A 16960-nucleotide genomic window follows, 5' to 3' on the forward strand; every position below is an offset into this window, starting at 1 on the left:
TGCGCCCGCTTTGTCGAGTGCCACGTCCGTTGATATATCGGGGCGAACATGTTCGCCCCCTACGTATTCAGCAACGGTGTCTCGTTAATTACTGCTCGGTTAGTGCCGCCTTATTTCTCACCTGTTTAGCCTCGAAGCGTGAAATCCACCACCAGGCCAGCGCCGAGAACACGGCGGTCATACAGACGTTGATAAAGAAGGCCTTCATCAGATCGACACCCGGCGGGAATGCCGACGCTGTCATGCTGACCACAAAGATGGTGATCAGCACCGAAACCACACCCATCCCGAATTTACGCGACCCCATGCGGAACTCGCGCGGCGTATCGTCATGCTTCCAGCGGAACACGAAGTAGGCCACCATGATAAAGATTGGTGGCAGCATCGCCGTCCCCGCTGTCAGGTTAATCGCGGTGTTCATCATCTGCTGTACCGATTCGGAACCAAAGCCGTTAACCACCAACATCACGAACACGAAGGCAAATTGCCACCATGCGGCACGTACCGGAACGCCATGCTTGTTCAGCTCGGTGGTTTTCTGGCCGTAAACGCCTTTCGGGATCTCGGAGAAGTGGATCTTCACCGGTGCGGAGGTCCACATCATCATCGAACCAAAAATGGCGATGAACAGCACGATACCCACCAGGCGGCCCACCAGCGTTTCGGAAATGCCGAAGTACTTGGCCATCCCGGTGAAGATTTCCACCATGCCGCCCGCATAGGTCAGGTTTTCACGCGCGACAAACACGTTAACCAACAGGGAACCGACGGCATACATCCCACCGATCACCGCACCGGCAATGATAATCACCTTGATAAACGACTTCTGGCCCCCTTTGACGTCATTGAGGTAGGCCGCCGCCGTTTCCGCACCGCCAGCCGCCTGGAAAATCCAACACATGATACCCAACGTTGCCCAGTTCACCGTCGGCGTCATCGCCTCCAGCGTGATAGGCTGCGCCGGGACGTGATCGCCGCTCAGCGCCATTAGTGCGCCCAACACGTAAATCGCAAACAGGGCGAATACCCCATAGGCGACGACTTCGGCAATCTTGCCCAACCAACTGGCACCCTTGGTGGAAATATGGGTGGTGGCGGCAAACAGTACGATCGAGATGATCGATACCATCACCGGGGAAAAGGCGTATTCGCGGCCCATAATGGCGTACGACGCATAGGCAATCACGTTAGGCAGCAATGATACAAACCAGAACAGGTTGACGAACCAATACAGGAACGACCCCATATAGGCTGCTCTGGTGCCCAGAGGCTGTTTTAGCCAGTCGTACATTCCCGACTCGGAGTTCTTATTGGCGGACACAAACTCCGCGATAATAAACACAAAGGGAATGAAGTAGACCAGGGTCGCAAACAAAAATACCGGGGCTGAACTCAAGCCCAGCTCAATGTTGTTGTTGACGATATTGCGTACGTTGAACACCGCCGCAAAGGTCATCGACAACAGGGCAAACTTGCCAATCGTGCCACGTAAAGAATCGGACATAGCGTCCTCCGATGAACGACATCAATGATGAACTCAATCTGAATGGAGCGGGAGTGATATCCCGTCCGGTTCGCTTCATAATCAGCAGGATCACTTGTTCAACATGTAGCCATCCTCAATGGTGACCCGCAGCACCACTTTTCTTACCCGGTTATCGCCGTGGAAGCGGTAGGCTTCCTGGTTGTCAAAAATCGCCAGTTGCCCGGCACGTAATTCACAGGTTTGCCCGGTGCCTTCCAGGTATTCGCGGTCGGTTTCATCGCGGTAGGCCTCAACGGGGGAGAGGGCGGATTTCTGCGCGAACTCCACCGTTTCACCGCCCTCGAGGTAGTAATGGATGGTGAAATAGCGACGGTTGCCTTCAAAGGTCGCGCGATTGCGGGTGACGCCGTCTTCAATCATATAAACCAGCGTATCGCCGATGGAGTGCATCACGCCGTCTTTGATATTGGCAATGTTCTCAATGGCTTCCACACAACGGTTCCATTTGCGGCCGTCCCGATAAACCACTTTGAATTGTTCCAGGTTGTCTAATACGTGCATGGATCAGGCCTCGTTGGTGGTGGGAGTGAAGAAGTCATTGGCAAAGTCATGATTGGCCAGCGCCTGGGCGCTGACGTCACCGGCTTGCAGCGGCATCAGGGTCAGGCCGTAGCGGAATGGCGCCATGTAAACCCGGTAGGAGTCGAGGACTTCGCTGCCCCAGGAGTTGGAACCCAGGCCCATTACCTGGTGGTCGAGGTTGAGGGTGATATAACCGCTCGGTTGCAGCTCATTGGTGTGCTGCGCCTGATGCAGGTTCTGGTTGGTGTACTGCCAGGCGCTGAAGTTGATAGGTTGCTGCGGTTTGACCAGCAGGCCGGTACCGTGGCGATTGGTGAGCGCGGCCCAGCGCACATGCTGGCGGTTACCGTTGTTTTGTGGGAACGGATAGTGCTCAAACATCTCGGCCACCGTGGTCTGGTAGATATCGATCAGGTTGGCCTGCTGGCTGTCCTGATAGTTTTCTTCCGGGCCGCGGCCATAGTAGTTCACCCGGTCAAAGCCGTCGTTGATGCCCATATCCAACCCGATGGCCGGGATCACGTACGGATAATCGCCATAACGCTCGCCGCTGAGTTCCACGTTGAGCTGGCCTTCGGCATTGATTTGGTAGCGGTAGCAACAGCGCATGCCGAAGTCGAAGACCGGCGGGGCGATGATGCTGGTGACGGTGATCTCAACGCGGCCGTCGGCCTGAACGACGTCCAATGTACGGAAGTGCTCCTGCATGATTTGCAGGTGAGCGGGTTCCCACAGGCCCTGATACTCCTGTTTATGGTTATCGATCATCGGTTTGAAGAAGCTTAACGCCGGAGCAGAGGCGATAATCTCTTCCCCGTTGCTCATCCAGGAGGTCAGCTTGCCGTTCACCTTGGAGAAGGTCAGCCTAAAGTCCTGGCCGCTGATGCAGTATGTCAGGCGGCTTTCTGCTACCCGCAGTGGCAGGGCGTTGAGGTTGGTATAGACTTCTGCCTGCGCAGTATTCTCTTTGAGTTGGAACTGGTACACCGCGATTTCGTGATTGGCCGGGCTGTACAGCGTGCTGGAGTTCTTGCGCACGGTGAAGTTCACAAAGGCTTCGCGCTCATCCAGTTCAGGCAGCTCGAGGCGGATTTCCCGTGAGGAGTTGGCCGCCAGATCTTTCAACCGCAGAGGCAGCGTTGCCAGCGTTTCCCCTTCTGCGCGGATCTCGGCGGTGAGGGTGTAATCATCCAGATTGGTAAACCACAGCTTGTTCTCAACCAGGAAGGTGCCAAGGCGTGCCTCAAGCGCGCGGATCTTCACCGGTGCGATAACCTGCTTGTACTCCTTCAGGCCCGGCCCTGGGGTTTGATCCGGGAAGATCAGCCCGTCCATGCAGAAGTTGTAGTTGTTCGGATAGTCGCCGAAGTCGCCGCCGTATTTGTAAAATGCTTGGCCTTGCTCGTCGTGCGCCAGGATGCCGTGATCGCACCACTCCCAAACGTAGTGGCCCTGAATATGATCGTGCTGGTAAAACACGTTCTGATATTCCGTCAGGCCGCCGGGGCCATTGCCCATGGCGTGCGCGTATTCACAGATGATGCGTGGCTTGGCGTGTGGGTGTTCACCAAACTCATTCATCAACGGCGCGCGGGTATACATGGTGGAGATGATATCCACCACCTCGGCGTCGCGGTCTTCTTCGTAGTGCACCAGTCGGGTATCGTCGATGGCCTTGGTGGCGTGGTACATCGCGTGGATGTTGCAGCCGTAGCCGGACTCATTGCCCAGCGACCACATCACGATCGACGGATGGTTCTTCTGCGCGTGAACGTGGCGCACGATGCGATCGACGAATACCGTTTCCCAGGCCGGATCGTTGGTGATGCGGCTCAGATCGCCCACGTTGGCAAAACCATGGGTTTCGACGTCGGTTTCGGCCATCACGAACAGCCCGTAAATGTCGCAGAGCTCATAAAAGCGCGGGTCGTTAGGGTAATGGGCGGTACGTACCGAGTTGATATTGTGCTGCTTCATCAGGATCAGATCTTTTTCGACGCGATCCATGCCTACCGCACGGCCTTTCAGATGGTCGTTATCATGGCGGTTGACGCCGTGCAGCATCACATACTGGTTGTTGATATAGAACAGGCCATCACGCACCTTGATATCGCGGAACCCGACGCGTTGAGGGATCACCTCCAATACGGTGCCGCTTGGGTCTTTAAGCGTGATAAACAGCTGATAGAGATAAGGGTTTTCCGCTGACCACTGGATGGGATTTGCCAGATTGATAGCAAAATGGGTCTGGGTTTGTGCGCCTTGGTACTGCTGCGCCAGGAGGTTATCGTTATCAAACAGGGCATACTCAACCACGTAGTCTGCTAGCGGAGCCCCAGACAGATTCTCGATCTCCAGTGCGCAGGATAGGGTCGCGCTTTGGTAGTCAGCAGCAAAATCGGTGCGAACGGTCAGATCCTGCACGTGAACCGGCTCTTTGCCCACCAGATAGACATCACGGAAGATGCCAGCCGTCCACCACATATCCTGATCTTCAATATAGGTCGAGTCCGCCCACTGCATGACGCGCACGGCCAGCAGGTTTTCCCCAGAGTGTACGTAACCGGAGATATCAAATTCGGCGGTCAGGCGGCTGCCCTTGCTAAAGCCCACATACTGGCCGTTAACGTACACTTCAAAATAGGTCTCAACCCCATCAAATTTGATGATGGTCTGTTTCCCGCTCCACTGTTCACCTAGTGTGAAACTACGCTGGTAAGCACCGGTTGGGTTGTCTGTCGGCACGAAAGGCACATCGATCGGGAAGGGGAAGCCCTCATCGGTATATTGCAGGATGCCGTGGCCTTCCATTTGCCACATGTTGGGCACCGTGATCTGGCCCCAGTCAGTCATCCTTTGTGAATAAAAGTCGTCGGGCACCAGCAGCGGGTTGGTGAAGTAGTTAAAGCTCCATTGGCCGCTGAGCGCCATAAAGTGGCTGCTGAGGGCGCGCTGAAAGGTTTGGGCACGCTTGAGTGAGTCATATGAGAAGAAGTAGGCGCGGGGGGCCATTCGGTTCTCATGCAGGTGTTGAAAGTTTTCCCAATTATTCACGTCATCTCTCCTGGTCTGAATGCTGTAGGCCGCAGTCTTGGCATGGAATGCGTCAATGCTTGGAGTGATTTTAGTAAAACATTTACTAAAACATAGCCGATAATTTGTTTTGCTTTAACTCGATCACGCTTTATGTTCATTGCGCTGGTGGATCTGTGATCGGGTTAAAGAAATGGCTGATTGGCGTGGTAGGCGGAGAGAAGTGGCAAAAATTGGTGGATTATGAGGTAAAAAATCCCGTAATTATTAGTATTTTTTACTAATAACTAAGCGGTTGGATACGGGATAGGCGTTTTAACGGGCGCAGCATGCGGCGCCCCAACATGGCGAGAATTGAGTCGTCAGTTACTTGGTGGTTTCACGCAGCTTTAACTTGCTGGGCACGTAGACCTGTAGTGGCAGGGCACGACCATCACGGAATTTCTCCAGCAGCAGGTTGACCCCTTGGATCCCCATCATTTCCGAGTGGATACGCACGGTAGAAAGCGGTGGGAAGGTGAAACGCGCGGTCGGGATATCGTTCACGCTGATCAGGGCGATGTCCTGTGGGATTTTCAACCCCAACTCATGAATGCTGCGCAGTACCCCAATGGCAATGGAGTCTGAGGCGACAAACAGCGCGGCAGGATAATCCGCGGTTGCCAGCATCTTTTTCGCCAGCTCATAGCCGGAGGCGCTAGAGAAATCGCCACGGTAGATATCTTGATCGCGGACCACGCCTTTCAGCCGCCCATATTCCACAAAGGCCGCTTCGCGGATATCCGCTTTATTCGGCTCATCGGCACCGCCGATAAAACCGATGCGTTTGGCACCGTGTTCAATAAAGAAGTCGATGATCTCTTTGCTGATTTTTGTCAGATCGATATCCACTGAGTCGTACTCGGAACCGGGCTCATTAAAATCAATAAAGCAGATGTTGTCGGTTAGCGCCGCTGCCTTACGCAGGATCTCAGGTGCAGGCTTGCTGACGATCAGCACGCCGGTGATCTTTTTCAAATCCGGCAGTTGGTTGTTTTTGTAGCAGTTGGTGAGTTCAATCCCCAACCTCTCGCACTGGGTTTCGATGCCGTGGCGAATGGAAAGATAATAAGGATCGTTGATTTCCATCTCTTGCTTATAGCTGTATAGCGCCAGCACGTGGTGCTGTACCACTGTGTTAGTCAGATGCTTTTTGGCACTGCTGGTCTTGTATTCCAGCTTTTCGGCAATTTCCAGAATGCGATGCTTGGTCTCTTCTTTGACGTTGAGCGTGGGATCGTCATTCAAAACCCGGGAGACCGTCGCCAATGAAACTCCTGCTTCGGCCGCGATGTCTTTCAGCGTTGCCATATCTATCCTTATCTCACAGCCTGAACGGCAAACTTCGTTATCTGGCATTGTAAGTGATGTCGGCGAACTTTCATCAGTTTTTAGTAAAAAATAAGGGTTGCGAGATTAACGGGTTCACTCTTTATGGGCCCGAAGGCCTGAAATCAATACCTTCAGGCCGTACTGTCAATAATGCCTGGTTGGATAGCGTTTTAAGCTGCTATGATTGATACTCATTAGCTTGATTTCTTTGAATTAATCGACGCGAGAAACCGTATGAAGCCTAAATCTGTCACGCTGAATGACGTCGCCGACTATTCCGGAGTGTCGTATCAAACCGTGTCACGGGTATTAAATCGTGCTGAACACGTTTCGGATAAAACCCGCGCGAAGGTCGAGCAGGCCATGGCTGCGCTGAATTACGTACCAAACCGTGTCGCACAACAACTTGCAGGCAAACAGAGTTTTACGCTGGGGCTGGCGACCACCGAACTAGCGCTGCACGCACCTTCTCAAATCGCTTCGGCAATTAAAACGCAGGCAAACCAGATGGGATTTAACGTGGTGATTTCCATGGTGGAAGATCTTAGCGTTCAGGCCTGTCGCACTGCGATAAATGAGCTGTTGTCGCAAAGGGTAGATGGATTGCTGATTAATGTTTCGCTCTGCGCTGAAGATTCTCACGCTATTGAACAAGTTTGTGGCGAGGTGCCTGCGCTGTTTTTGGACGTCGACCCTGATTCTGATGTCTCCAGCATTCTTTTTGATCCCTATCAGGGGGCTCGGCAAGGGGTAGAACATGTCGTTGCTCTTGGGCATCGTGATATAGCACTGATTACCGGGCCGCTGGTCTCGATTTCGGCACGCTTGCGCTATCAGGGGTGGCTGACTACGTTAGCAGAGCGTCAGCTGAAGCCTTGTTCGGTGCTCCATGGAGATTGGAGTGCGGCCTCCGGTTACCAGCTTGCCGGGCAGATCCTGAGCTTGCCAAAACACCCAACGGCGATCTTGGTTGCTAACGATCAAATGGCGTTAGGCGTGCTGCGTGCGCTGCAGGAGTATGGGTTGCAAATTCCGGTGCAAATGTCGGTAGTGGGATACGATGATACAGAAGACAGTGCTTATTATTACCCACCGCTGACAACCATTAAGCAGGACTTTCGGATGTTGGGGCAGGAAAGCGTTAAACGCCTGGTTCAGTGTCTGGAAGATCGACATGTGTCTCATGCCGGTTCTTTGCGTCTGACGACCAGTCTGGTGCAAAGGCATACAACGGCGGTTATGAATCAAGAGAAGGTATCGCTGCACACTTTATCCCAGGAGTTGCTGCGTATCGCACGTCAAATCTCCGCGCTCGAGGGAAAATAGCCGCCAAAGTCAGGGATCGGTTGCGATCCCTGAGCTTAATTTGTGACTGATCTCGCTTTCCCAAGGATATTTGCTTTACACCTCTACGCGCATTGTTCATTTTATTATTAATTGTGAGCGTATAACATTTAGAGGGAAAGCATGAACTCATCTCAAACAGGGAAATCACTCAGCGCTGTTTTATCTCGTCGAGACTGGGAAAATCCTGCCTGTACGCAATACCGTCGCCTACCCGCGCATCCGCCATTTCAAAGTTGGCGCAATGAGCAAGATGCAAGAGAGGATAGGGCTTCAGCTCAATCTGCTTCATTAAATGGCACCTGGAAGTTTAGCTATTTTAGTCAGCCAGAACGGGTGCCGGAGACCTGGCTACAGAGCGACCTGGACAACGCTGATGAAATACAGGTGCCGTCAAACTGGCAATTGGCTGGCTACGATGCACCGATTTACACCAACGTTACCTATCCGATCCCGGTTAATCCGCCTTTCGTCCCTGTAGAAAACCCTACGGGATGTTATTCGCTCACATTTAATCTCGATGATGAGTGGTTAGCGCAGGGACAGACCCGGATTATTTTCGACGGTGTCAATTCTGCGTTTTATCTGTGGTGCAATGGTCACTGGGTTGGCTATTCGCAAGACAGCCGTTTACCTGCTGAATTCGATCTCAGCGACGTTTTGGTTCCAGGGGAAAACCGGCTGGCGGTGATGGTATTACGCTGGTGCGACGGCAGTTATCTGGAAGATCAGGATATGTGGCGCATGAGCGGGATTTTCCGCGATGTCAGCCTATTGCATAAACCCGCCACTCACCTGAGCGATATCTCTATCACCACGCCATTAAGTGACAGTTTCCGCCGAGGGGAATTGGTGGTAGAGGTGCAAGCTCATCAGCCACAACAACACCGGGTGCAGGTGCAACTGTGGCGTAAAGATGCCCTGATCGCCGAGAAAACGCAGGACTTCGGCAGCGAGATTATCGATGAGCGCGGCGCTTATGATGAGCGTACGACCCTGCGCCTGCCGGTGGATCAACCCGCCTTGTGGAGTGCAGAGACGCCGACACTGTATCGCGCAGTGGTCAAGTTGCTCTCCCCAACGGGTGAATTGGTGGAGGCTGAAGCCTATGATGTCGGTTTCCGCCAGGTTGAAATCAGCAACGGCTTACTGAAGCTTAACGGACAGCCGCTATTGATACGTGGCACCAACCGCCATGAGCACCATCCTGAGCAGGGTCAGGTCATGGATGAAGCCACCATGCGTCAGGATATCCTGCTGATGAAGCAGCATAATTTCAACGCGGTGCGCTGTTCCCATTATCCGAACCACCCGCGGTGGTACAAGCTGTGCGATCGCTTCGGCCTGTACGTAGTGGATGAGGCTAATATTGAAACCCACGGCATGCAGCCGATGAACCGGCTTTGTAACGATCCGCTCTGGCTACCCGCCATGAGCGAGCGCGTTACGCGCATGGTGCAGCGTGACCGTAACCACGCTTGTATTATCATCTGGTCATTGGGTAATGAATCTGGCCATGGGTGCAACCATGATGCACTGTACCGCTGGATAAAAAGTCAGGATCCCACCCGTCCGGTACAGTATGAAGGCGGCGGAGCCAACACCGCCGCAACGGATATTATCTGCCCGATGTACGCAAGGGTAGAGCAGGATCAACCTTTCCCAGCGGTACCCAAATGGTCGATCAAAAAGTGGATCGGTTTACCCGACGAACACCGCCCGCTGATCCTGTGCGAGTACGCCCATGCCATGGGCAATAGCTTTGGCGGTTTTGATCGTTATTGGCAGGCTTTTCGTAAACATCCGCGACTGCAGGGGGCTTTGTCTGGGACTGGGTCGACCAAGCTTTGACACGTCTTGCCGATGATGGTCAATCATACTGGGCTTACGGCGGCGACTTCGGTGATACGCCCAATGACCGCCAATTTTGTTTGAACGGGTTGGTATTCCCCGATCGCAGCCCGCACCCGGCACTGTTTGAAGCGCAGCGTGCCCAGCAGTTTTATCAGTTCCAAATGCTCGAACAGCAGTCGTTAACGATTGAAGTGAGCAGTGAGTATTTATTCCGTACCAGCGATAACGAGCGGCTTTATTGGAATGTAGCCTTGGACGGGAAAGCTATTGCACAGGGCGAGGTTGAACTGTCATTAGCGGCGCAGGGTACACAGAAAATCGTATTGGGTGATATTCCCGAACTGAAAGAGAGCGGTGAACTGTGGTTAAACGTGGAGGTTCGCCAAATCAAGGCAACGGCATGGTCTGATGAGCATCATCGTTGTGCCTGGGACCAGTGGCGTTTAGCACGACCATTAACCTTACCAACCGATCACAGTGACGTTCAGGCGCAGTCACCTCGGTTGAACAAGCATAATGACGCTTTCAGCATTGAGTGGGGTACACAGCGCTGGCAGTTCAATCGGCAAACCGGTTTGCTTGAGCAGTGGTGGCAGGATGAAAAAGCCGCTCTGTTGACGCCGTTACGCGACAACTTTACCCGCGCACCGCTTGATAATGACATTGGTGTGAGCGATGCCGCTCACATCGATCCTAATGCATGGGTAGAACGTTGGAAGATAGCTGGAATGTACGCGCTAGAAACGCGCTTACTGCAATGTGAAGCCGATGCGATTTCACAAGGCGTGCAGATCTGCACAGCCCATGCTTATGCCTACCAAAACAACATCATGTTTATCAGCCGCAAGACCTATTTGATCGACTGCCAGGGTAAACTGCATATTGATGTCAACGTTGACGTAGCCCATGGAATTCCAGCACCGGCGCGGATTGGCTTGAGCTGCCAACTTGCGGAGGTTGCTGAACACGCAAAGTGGCTAGGGTTAGGCCCACACGAAAACTACCCTGACCGCCAGCTTTCCGCTCAGCTTGGGCGGTGGACGTTACCGCTTTCTGAGCTACATACGCCATACATTTTCCCAACGGAGAATGGATTGCGTTGCAATACTCGCCAACTGAATTTTGGCCACTGGCAGTGGCAAGGGGATTTCCACTTTAGCCTCAGCCAATATAGCCAGCAACAATTGGCTGATACCTCACATAACCATTTGTTGCGCGCGGAGCAGGGGGCTTGGGTCAATATAGATGGTTTCCATATGGGGGTCGGCGGTGATGACTCATGGAGCCCGAGTGTGAGCCCGGATTTTATCTTGGATGCTGAGCACTACAACTATAAGTTGGTTTGGCAGTACGGCGGATAAGACTTATTCATCATGGGATGGATTCTTGGTTGCACTTGTTTACTCCAGTCACAGGGTTATCTATGTGACTGGAGGCGTGGGTTTAGCACCTTCCCGCAACTCGAATTTTTACAATACAGAAAAGTATCTATCTCCTACCTGATGAAAATATAAATAATGTCGCGTACTTGAGTATGAACTCAAACGCGCTTGGGTTTTGCACAAGGAGTTCGCATGTATTATTTGAAAAACACTAACTTCTGGATGTTTGGGCTGTTTTTCTTTTTCTACTTCTTCATCATGGGGGCCTATTTCCCGTTTTTTCCTATCTGGCTGCATGACATCAACCAGGTCAGTAAAAGCGATACCGGCATTATCTTTGCCAGCATCTCCTTCTTCTCATTACTCTTTCAACCGATATTTGGCTTGCTGTCGGATAAGCTGGGGTTGAGAAAACACTTGCTGTGGATAATCACAGGAATGCTGGTGTTGTTTGCGCCGTTCTTTATCTATGTTTTTGGCCCGCTACTACGCACCAATATTGTTTTAGGCTCCATCGTGGGCGGGATTTATCTTGGTTTCATTTATAACGGAGGTGCGCCGGCTATTGAAGCGTATATAGAAAAAGTAAGCCGCCGTAGCTCGTTTGAATTTGGCCGTGCGCGTTTATTTGGCTGTGTGGGCTGGGCGTTGTGTGCCTCTGTAGTTGGTATTATGTTTACCATCAACAACGAATTTGTATTCTGGCTGGGCTCTGGTTGTGCCGTGATACTGGCGATCCTGTTACTTATCGCTAAGCCTGAAACCGGCAGTACCGCCGAGGTTGCTGACAAATTGGGCGCTAACAGTAAGCCGTTTAATTTACGCTTGGCGTTCGAATTACTGAAAGACTCAAAACTGTGGTTTTTAGCCCTGTACGTGGTAGGCGTTTCCTGTACCTATGATGTGTTTGATCAGCAATTCGCCAACTTTTTCACTTCGTTCTTCTCTTCAACTGAACAAGGAACGCGTGTTTTTGGTTATGTCACCACGATGGGGGAGTTGCTGAATGCCTCAATCATGTTTTTTGCACCGCTCATTGTGAATCGCATCGGTGGGAAAAATGCGCTGTTGCTCGCGGGGCTAATCATGTCGATACGTATTATCGGCTCTTCATTTGCCTCTACGCCGTTAGAAGTGGTTATTCTGAAAACCTTGCATATGTTTGAAATTCCGTTCCTGATCGTTGGCTGTTTTAAGTATATCACTTCGGTATTTGAGGTGCGTTTCTCTGCCACTATTTATCTGGTTTGCTTCTGTTTCTTTAAACAATTAGCCATCATGTTTATGTCGGTCTTTGCCGGGAATATGTATGAAAAAGTCGGCTTCCACGGAACCTACCTTATTCTGGGGCTTATTGCGCTAACGTTTACTCTGATATCAGTCTTCACTTTGTCGGGACGTGGGCCGCTGTCAGCTTTTAAACCTGAACCTGAAGCCGTAAGGGATATGGCATAGTCAACGACAAGGATAATGTGATGATGACGCAACGGGAAAAGTTAGCCAGTGGGTGTTTATACACTGATATGGATGAAGGTATGGCAGAAGAGCGCCTGCGCGGAAAAGAATTGGTTTATGACTTTAATCATACACGGCCTTCAGAGCGGACAAAACGTGAAGCGCTGATCCGACAACTGATGGGAAGGGTCGGCAAGAACTTTTGGATTGAGCCGCCGCTGCATGTTGCCTATGGTAGCCAGATCGCTATTGGGGAAAACTTTTACGCCAACTTTAATCTGGTTGTGGTGGACGACGGTAAGGTGCTGATTGGCGATAATGTGATGATTGCACCGAATGTCACGATATCTACCACGGGGCACCCGGTGGATCCTGCGGTGCGTATTACCGGCCAGCAGTTTTCTTTGCCCGTCACCATTGAAGATAATGTCTGGATTGGTAGTGGGGTCATCATTAACCCTGGCGTCACCATAGGTCGTAACAGCGTTATTGGTGCTGGAAGCGTGGTGACCAAGGATGTGCCTGCAGATGTGGTCGCTGCGGGCGTTCCCTGCCGCGTACTAAGACCCATCGGTGAGCACGATCGAGTTTTCTACCATAAAGGGCGGCGTTTCACAGATAGCTCACTATAAACGGCAAGATAATCTGTTCGCTGCGTAGGGGCGCGGCTTGTTGTTTCATAGATGATCCGGCTGTGGAGTCTGGTTCAGCTCGGTTAAAGTTTACCCGCCCTTGGGCGGGTAACTAAAGAGCCTTTAAAAGCTACAAGAGGGAGACGCTTACTTCAGCTCGTCAACCATGGTGGTGGCGCGGCCAATATAGTTAGCTGGCGTCATGGCTTTCAGACGGGTTTTCTCGTCTTCCGGCAGTTCCAGGCTATCGATAAAGGCTTGCATACCTGCCGCATCCACGCGTTTACCACGGGTCAGCTCTTTCAGCTTCTCATACGGCTTTTCGATGCCGTAGCGGCGCATCACGGTCTGGATCGGCTCGGCCAGCACTTCCCAGTTGTGATCCAGCTCGTCCAGCAGGTGCGCACGGTTCACTTCCAGCTTGCTGATGCCTTTCATGGTGGCTTGATAGGCAATCAGCGCATAGCCCAGGCCCACGCCCAGGTTACGCAGCACCGTGGAGTCCGTCAGGTCACGCTGCCAGCGGGAAACCGGCAGTTTGCTAGCCAGATGGCCCAGCACCGCGTTAGCCAGGCCCAGGTTGCCTTCGGAGTTCTCGAAGTCGATCGGGTTAACCTTGTGCGGCATGGTGGAAGAACCGATCTCACCGGCAATGGTTTTTTGCTTGAAGTGGTTCAGGGCGATGTAACCCCAGATATCGCGGTCAAAGTCGATCAGGATGGTGTTGAAACGCGCTACGCAGTCGAACAGCTCGGCGATATAGTCATGAGGCTCGATCTGGGTGGTGTACGGGTTCCAAGTCACTCCCAGCGAGGTGACGAACTCTTCGCTGAAACGGTGCCAGTCCACTTCCGGATAGGCTACGATGTGGGCATTGTAGTTACCTACCGCGCCGTTGATTTTGCCGAGGATCTCAACGCGCTCTAACTGACGATATTGACGCTCCATCCGGTAGGCCACGTTGGCAAACTCTTTACCCACGGTAGACGGGGTAGCGGGTTGACCATGGGTACGTGACAGCAGCGGAATATCGCGATATTCCAGCGCCAACCCTTTGATGGACTCGATGATTTTGCGCCAGTGCGGCAACACCACATCCTGACGCGCGGTGTGCAGCATCAGTGCGTGGGACAGGTTGTTGATGTCTTCAGAGGTACAGGCGAAGTGGATAAACTCGGACACGGCGTGCAGAGCGGGTACTGATTCCACTTTTTCTTTCAGGAAGTATTCCACCGCTTTCACGTCGTGGTTGGTGGTGCGCTCGATGGTCTTGATGCGCTGGGCGTCTTCTTCACTGAATTCTGCGACGATCTTATCAAGGTAAGCGTTTGCGTCGGCGTCAAAAGCGGGAACTTCTTTGATCTCTGCGCAAGCGGCCAGTTTTTGCAGCCAACGTACTTCAACCTGCACGCGGAATTTCAGCAAGCCATACTCGCTGAAAATGGTGCGCAGTGCGCTGACTTTATCACCGTAGCGTCCATCAATGGGGGAAACGGCGGTCAGTGAGGATAATTCCATCGGTAGCAACTCCTGGGAAGTTTAACAATGAGCAACGATATTTTGCGCCTGCTTGAGCAGACGATTACGGGAAAACATTAACTGCAGGCGGCTACCGCCAACCTGCTGCCACAGCACGGCGGCACGGATACCGGCGAGCAGGGTGGCACGAACCTTGGCCTGCACCTGCGGATTTTGCAAGATGGCGGGCGAACCGGTTACCTGAATACGCGGCCCCAATGGTGCCACGACATCGACGTAGATACCGGCCAGAGCGCTGATGATGGTATCTGAACCCAGCTCATAATGTGCCAACTGACGCTCCAACTGGCTCAAGCGCTCGCCAAGCGTATTCATCGCCGTTTTGTTGGCGTTAAGCTTGCGCTCCAGCACCATCAGGCTGATGGTGTAGCGGGTCAGCTCGGCGGCCGGGCCTTTGTTATTGGCGTTGAGTACGCCAATCAAGGTTTCCAGCCCCATTTTCAGGTTACGCTCTTCGCCGCCGAACACCGCCAGGGTAGAAGGGGATCCATTTGCAACAGGCTGTTGAGCGAGGTATGGAAGGCTTCGCCATCCATTTGCCCTTCATGCGCCAACTGCTGTACCAGACGGGCCGCTTGGCTAATCCCGGCCATGGCCAGCGTGATGTCGTAATAATTCTTCGCCACGGTTACTCCTGTATACGCTGTTCAATAATGCCGCCGCCCAGGCAGATATCGCCCTGATAAAACACGGCGGACTGGCCTGGGGTGACGGCTGCGACCAGCTCATCGAAGCGGACTTCGATGCGCTCGGCGTCTAGCGGCGTCACGGTGCAAGGAATATCCTGCTGGCGATAACGGGTTTTAACCGTACAGCGCAGAGGTTGTGTCAACGGCAGGCGATCCACCCAATGTAACTGCTGGGCGATCAGGCCGATAGACATCAGGCGCGGATGTTCGTGGCCTTGGGCGACCACCAGAATATTGTTGGCGACGTCTTTATCCACCACGTACCACGGATCTTCGCTGCTGTCTTTCATACCGCCAATGCCCAACCCTTTGCGTTGGCCAAGGGTGTGATACATCAAGCCCTGGTGCTCGCCGATGGTTTGGCCGTCGACGCTAACAATCGGGCCTGGCTGTGCTGGCAGATAGCGGCCCAGGAAGTCGCGGAATTTACGTTCGCCAATAAAGCAGATGCCGGTAGAGTCTTTTTTCTTGGCGGTGACCAGTTCCAACTGCTCCGCAATGCGGCGCACCTCTGGCTTTTCCAACTCACCGACCGGGAACAGGCTTTGCGCAACCTGCTCGTGGCTTAACGTATACAGGAAATAGCTCTGGTCTTTGTTACCGTCGACGCCGCGAAGCAGGCGGCTTTTGCCGTCCACGTCCTGGCGGCGGACATAGTGACCGGTAGCGATAAAATCCGCCCCCAGATCTTCCGCCGCAAACTCCAGGAACGCTTTGAATTTGATTTCTTTATTGCACAGGATATCCGGGTTAGGGGTACGGCCAGCCTTGTACTCTTCAAGGAACAGCTCGAACACGTTGTCCCAGTACTCCGCCGCGAAGTTCACCGTATGCAGCTCGATGCCCAGCTTGTCGCAGACGGCTTGCGCATCGGCCAAATCGGTGGCGGCCGAGCAGTATTCCTCGTCGTCGTCTTCTTCCCAGTTCTTCATGAACAACCCAGCGACCTGATAGCCCTGTTGTTGTAACAGATAGGCGGTAACGGAAGAGTCGACGCCGCCGGACATTCCGACGATCACTTTTTTCTGGCTGTTGTCTGACATGGGGATCTCACGAACTTGAACACGTACTGTGCGATAAAAAACAAGCGCAGGATTTTACCACGTTGGCTGCCTGCGCGCACGGCCCTTATTTGCGGTTAAAGCGGCCAGTTAAAGCTGGCAACCAGCGACAACGGGTAGCGTTCCGGCTGCTGATAACAACGGATCGTCTCAGCCACCAGCGGTGAACGCAGGTTTTCAGCCTCCAGGACCTGCTCGGCGGTGAGCCACAGGCAGCGATCGATATCATCGTCTTGCGGCTCGGTGGGCAGCGGCTGCTCCAGCTCAATCACAAAGCAGAAGCGCAGAAACGGCGTGCTGTCTGGCGCGATCCACTGATGCATCCGCAGAAAAGACTGCGGCGTGGCGCGGATGCCGGTTTCTTCCCACAGCTCGCGCTCGGCGGCCTGGACCAGCGTTTCATCCGCTTCGAGATGGCCGGCCGGTTGATTCCACAGGGCTTTACCGTTGATGGTTTCTTCGACTACCAAAAATTTACCGGCGGCATGAACCACGCAGGCAACGGTGACGTGCGGCTTAAACATGGCGGTTC

General features: G+C 53.1%; 11 protein-coding genes and 2 pseudogenes. 4 read left to right on the plus strand and 9 right to left on the minus strand.

The features are described 5' to 3' along the window. Window positions 1-88: 88 nt before the first annotated feature. From D9980_RS05175 to ebgR, 4 genes are all read right to left on the minus strand, one after another. A complete protein-coding gene (locus D9980_RS05175; protein ID WP_121606611.1) occupies window positions 89-1504 on the minus strand; it encodes an amino acid permease in 1416 nt (471 codons plus the stop codon). A gap of 90 nt (window positions 1505-1594) precedes the next feature. Then, the gene (locus tag D9980_RS05180; RefSeq protein WP_121606612.1) at window positions 1595-2047 is read right to left on the minus strand and encodes a beta-galactosidase subunit beta; all 453 of its coding nucleotides are present in this window, start codon (window positions 2045-2047) and stop codon (window positions 1595-1597) included. 3 nt (window positions 2048-2050) lie between these two features. Next, the gene (ebgA, locus tag D9980_RS05185; protein ID WP_121606613.1) at window positions 2051-5122 is read right to left on the minus strand and encodes a beta-galactosidase subunit alpha; all 3072 of its coding nucleotides are present in this window, start codon (window positions 5120-5122) and stop codon (window positions 2051-2053) included. Window positions 5123-5467: 345 nt separating this feature from the next. Beyond that, window positions 5468-6451, minus strand: coding sequence for a transcriptional regulator EbgR (gene ebgR / locus D9980_RS05190; RefSeq protein ID WP_121606614.1), 984 nt, complete (start codon window positions 6449-6451; stop codon window positions 5468-5470). Between the two features lie 255 nt (window positions 6452-6706). Between ebgR and D9980_RS05195 the strand changes: the two genes are divergently transcribed. Beyond that, window positions 6707-7798, plus strand: a complete 1092-nt coding sequence (locus D9980_RS05195) for a LacI family DNA-binding transcriptional regulator (RefSeq protein WP_121606615.1) — start codon at window positions 6707-6709, stop codon at window positions 7796-7798. A gap of 169 nt (window positions 7799-7967) precedes the next feature. Here D9980_RS05195 and D9980_RS26935 read toward each other — a convergent pair whose 3' ends face one another. Next, on the minus strand, window positions 7968-8108 hold the full coding sequence (locus tag D9980_RS26935) for a hypothetical protein (protein ID WP_238393686.1): 141 nt from the start codon (window positions 8106-8108) through the stop codon (window positions 7968-7970). Between the two features lie 44 nt (window positions 8109-8152). Between D9980_RS26935 and D9980_RS05200 the strand changes: the two are divergent. From D9980_RS05200 to D9980_RS05210, 3 genes and pseudogenes are all read left to right on the plus strand, one after another. After that, window positions 8153-11031 (plus strand): annotated as a pseudogene (locus D9980_RS05200) (beta-galactosidase). Between the two features lie 213 nt (window positions 11032-11244). Beyond that, a complete protein-coding gene (locus D9980_RS05205) occupies window positions 11245-12507 on the plus strand; it encodes an MFS transporter (protein WP_121606616.1) in 1263 nt (420 codons plus the stop codon). Window positions 12508-12530: 23 nt separating this feature from the next. Continuing rightward, a complete protein-coding gene (locus tag D9980_RS05210) occupies window positions 12531-13139 on the plus strand; it encodes a maltose acetyltransferase domain-containing protein (RefSeq protein WP_121608952.1) in 609 nt (202 codons plus the stop codon). A 147-nt stretch (window positions 13140-13286) separates the two neighbouring features. Here D9980_RS05210 and purB read toward each other — a convergent pair whose 3' ends face one another. From purB to D9980_RS05230, 4 genes and pseudogenes are all read right to left on the minus strand, one after another. Beyond that, the gene (gene purB, locus D9980_RS05215; RefSeq protein ID WP_121606617.1) at window positions 13287-14657 is read right to left on the minus strand and encodes an adenylosuccinate lyase; all 1371 of its coding nucleotides are present in this window, start codon (window positions 14655-14657) and stop codon (window positions 13287-13289) included. A 21-nt stretch (window positions 14658-14678) separates the two neighbouring features. Continuing rightward, window positions 14679-15304: pseudogene (gene hflD / locus D9980_RS05220) on the minus strand (high frequency lysogenization protein HflD). 2 nt (window positions 15305-15306) lie between these two features. Further along, window positions 15307-16410, minus strand: coding sequence for a tRNA 2-thiouridine(34) synthase MnmA (mnmA, locus tag D9980_RS05225; protein ID WP_121606618.1), 1104 nt, complete (start codon window positions 16408-16410; stop codon window positions 15307-15309). 95 nt (window positions 16411-16505) lie between these two features. After that, a complete protein-coding gene (locus D9980_RS05230) occupies window positions 16506-16952 on the minus strand; it encodes an NUDIX hydrolase (RefSeq protein WP_121606619.1) in 447 nt (148 codons plus the stop codon). Window positions 16953-16960 lie beyond the last annotated feature (8 nt).

The organism is Serratia sp. 3ACOL1 (assembly GCF_003668775.1).
Lineage (GTDB): Bacteria > Pseudomonadota > Gammaproteobacteria > Enterobacterales > Enterobacteriaceae > Chania > Chania fonticola.

Coding starts and splice junctions, on each gene's coding strand:
- D9980_RS05175 (WP_121606611.1), bottom strand. CDS start 1,504: ATGTCCGATTCTTTACGTGGCACGATTGGCAAGTTTGCCCTGTTGTCG.
- D9980_RS05180 (WP_121606612.1), bottom strand. CDS start 2,047: ATGCACGTATTAGACAACCTGGAACAATTCAAAGTGGTTTATCGGGAC.
- ebgR (WP_121606614.1), bottom strand. CDS start 6,451: ATGGCAACGCTGAAAGACATCGCGGCCGAAGCAGGAGTTTCATTGGCG.
- D9980_RS05195 (WP_121606615.1), top strand. CDS start 6,707: ATGAAGCCTAAATCTGTCACGCTGAATGACGTCGCCGACTATTCCGGA.
- D9980_RS26935 (WP_238393686.1), bottom strand. CDS start 8,108: ATGAAGCAGATTGAGCTGAAGCCCTATCCTCTCTTGCATCTTGCTCAT.
- D9980_RS05205 (WP_121606616.1), top strand. CDS start 11,245: ATGTATTATTTGAAAAACACTAACTTCTGGATGTTTGGGCTGTTTTTC.
- D9980_RS05210 (WP_121608952.1), top strand. CDS start 12,531: ATGACGCAACGGGAAAAGTTAGCCAGTGGGTGTTTATACACTGATATG.
- purB (WP_121606617.1), bottom strand. CDS start 14,657: ATGGAATTATCCTCACTGACCGCCGTTTCCCCCATTGATGGACGCTAC.
- mnmA (WP_121606618.1), bottom strand. CDS start 16,410: ATGTCAGACAACAGCCAGAAAAAAGTGATCGTCGGAATGTCCGGCGGC.
- D9980_RS05230 (WP_121606619.1), bottom strand. CDS start 16,952: ATGTTTAAGCCGCACGTCACCGTTGCCTGCGTGGTTCATGCCGCCGGT.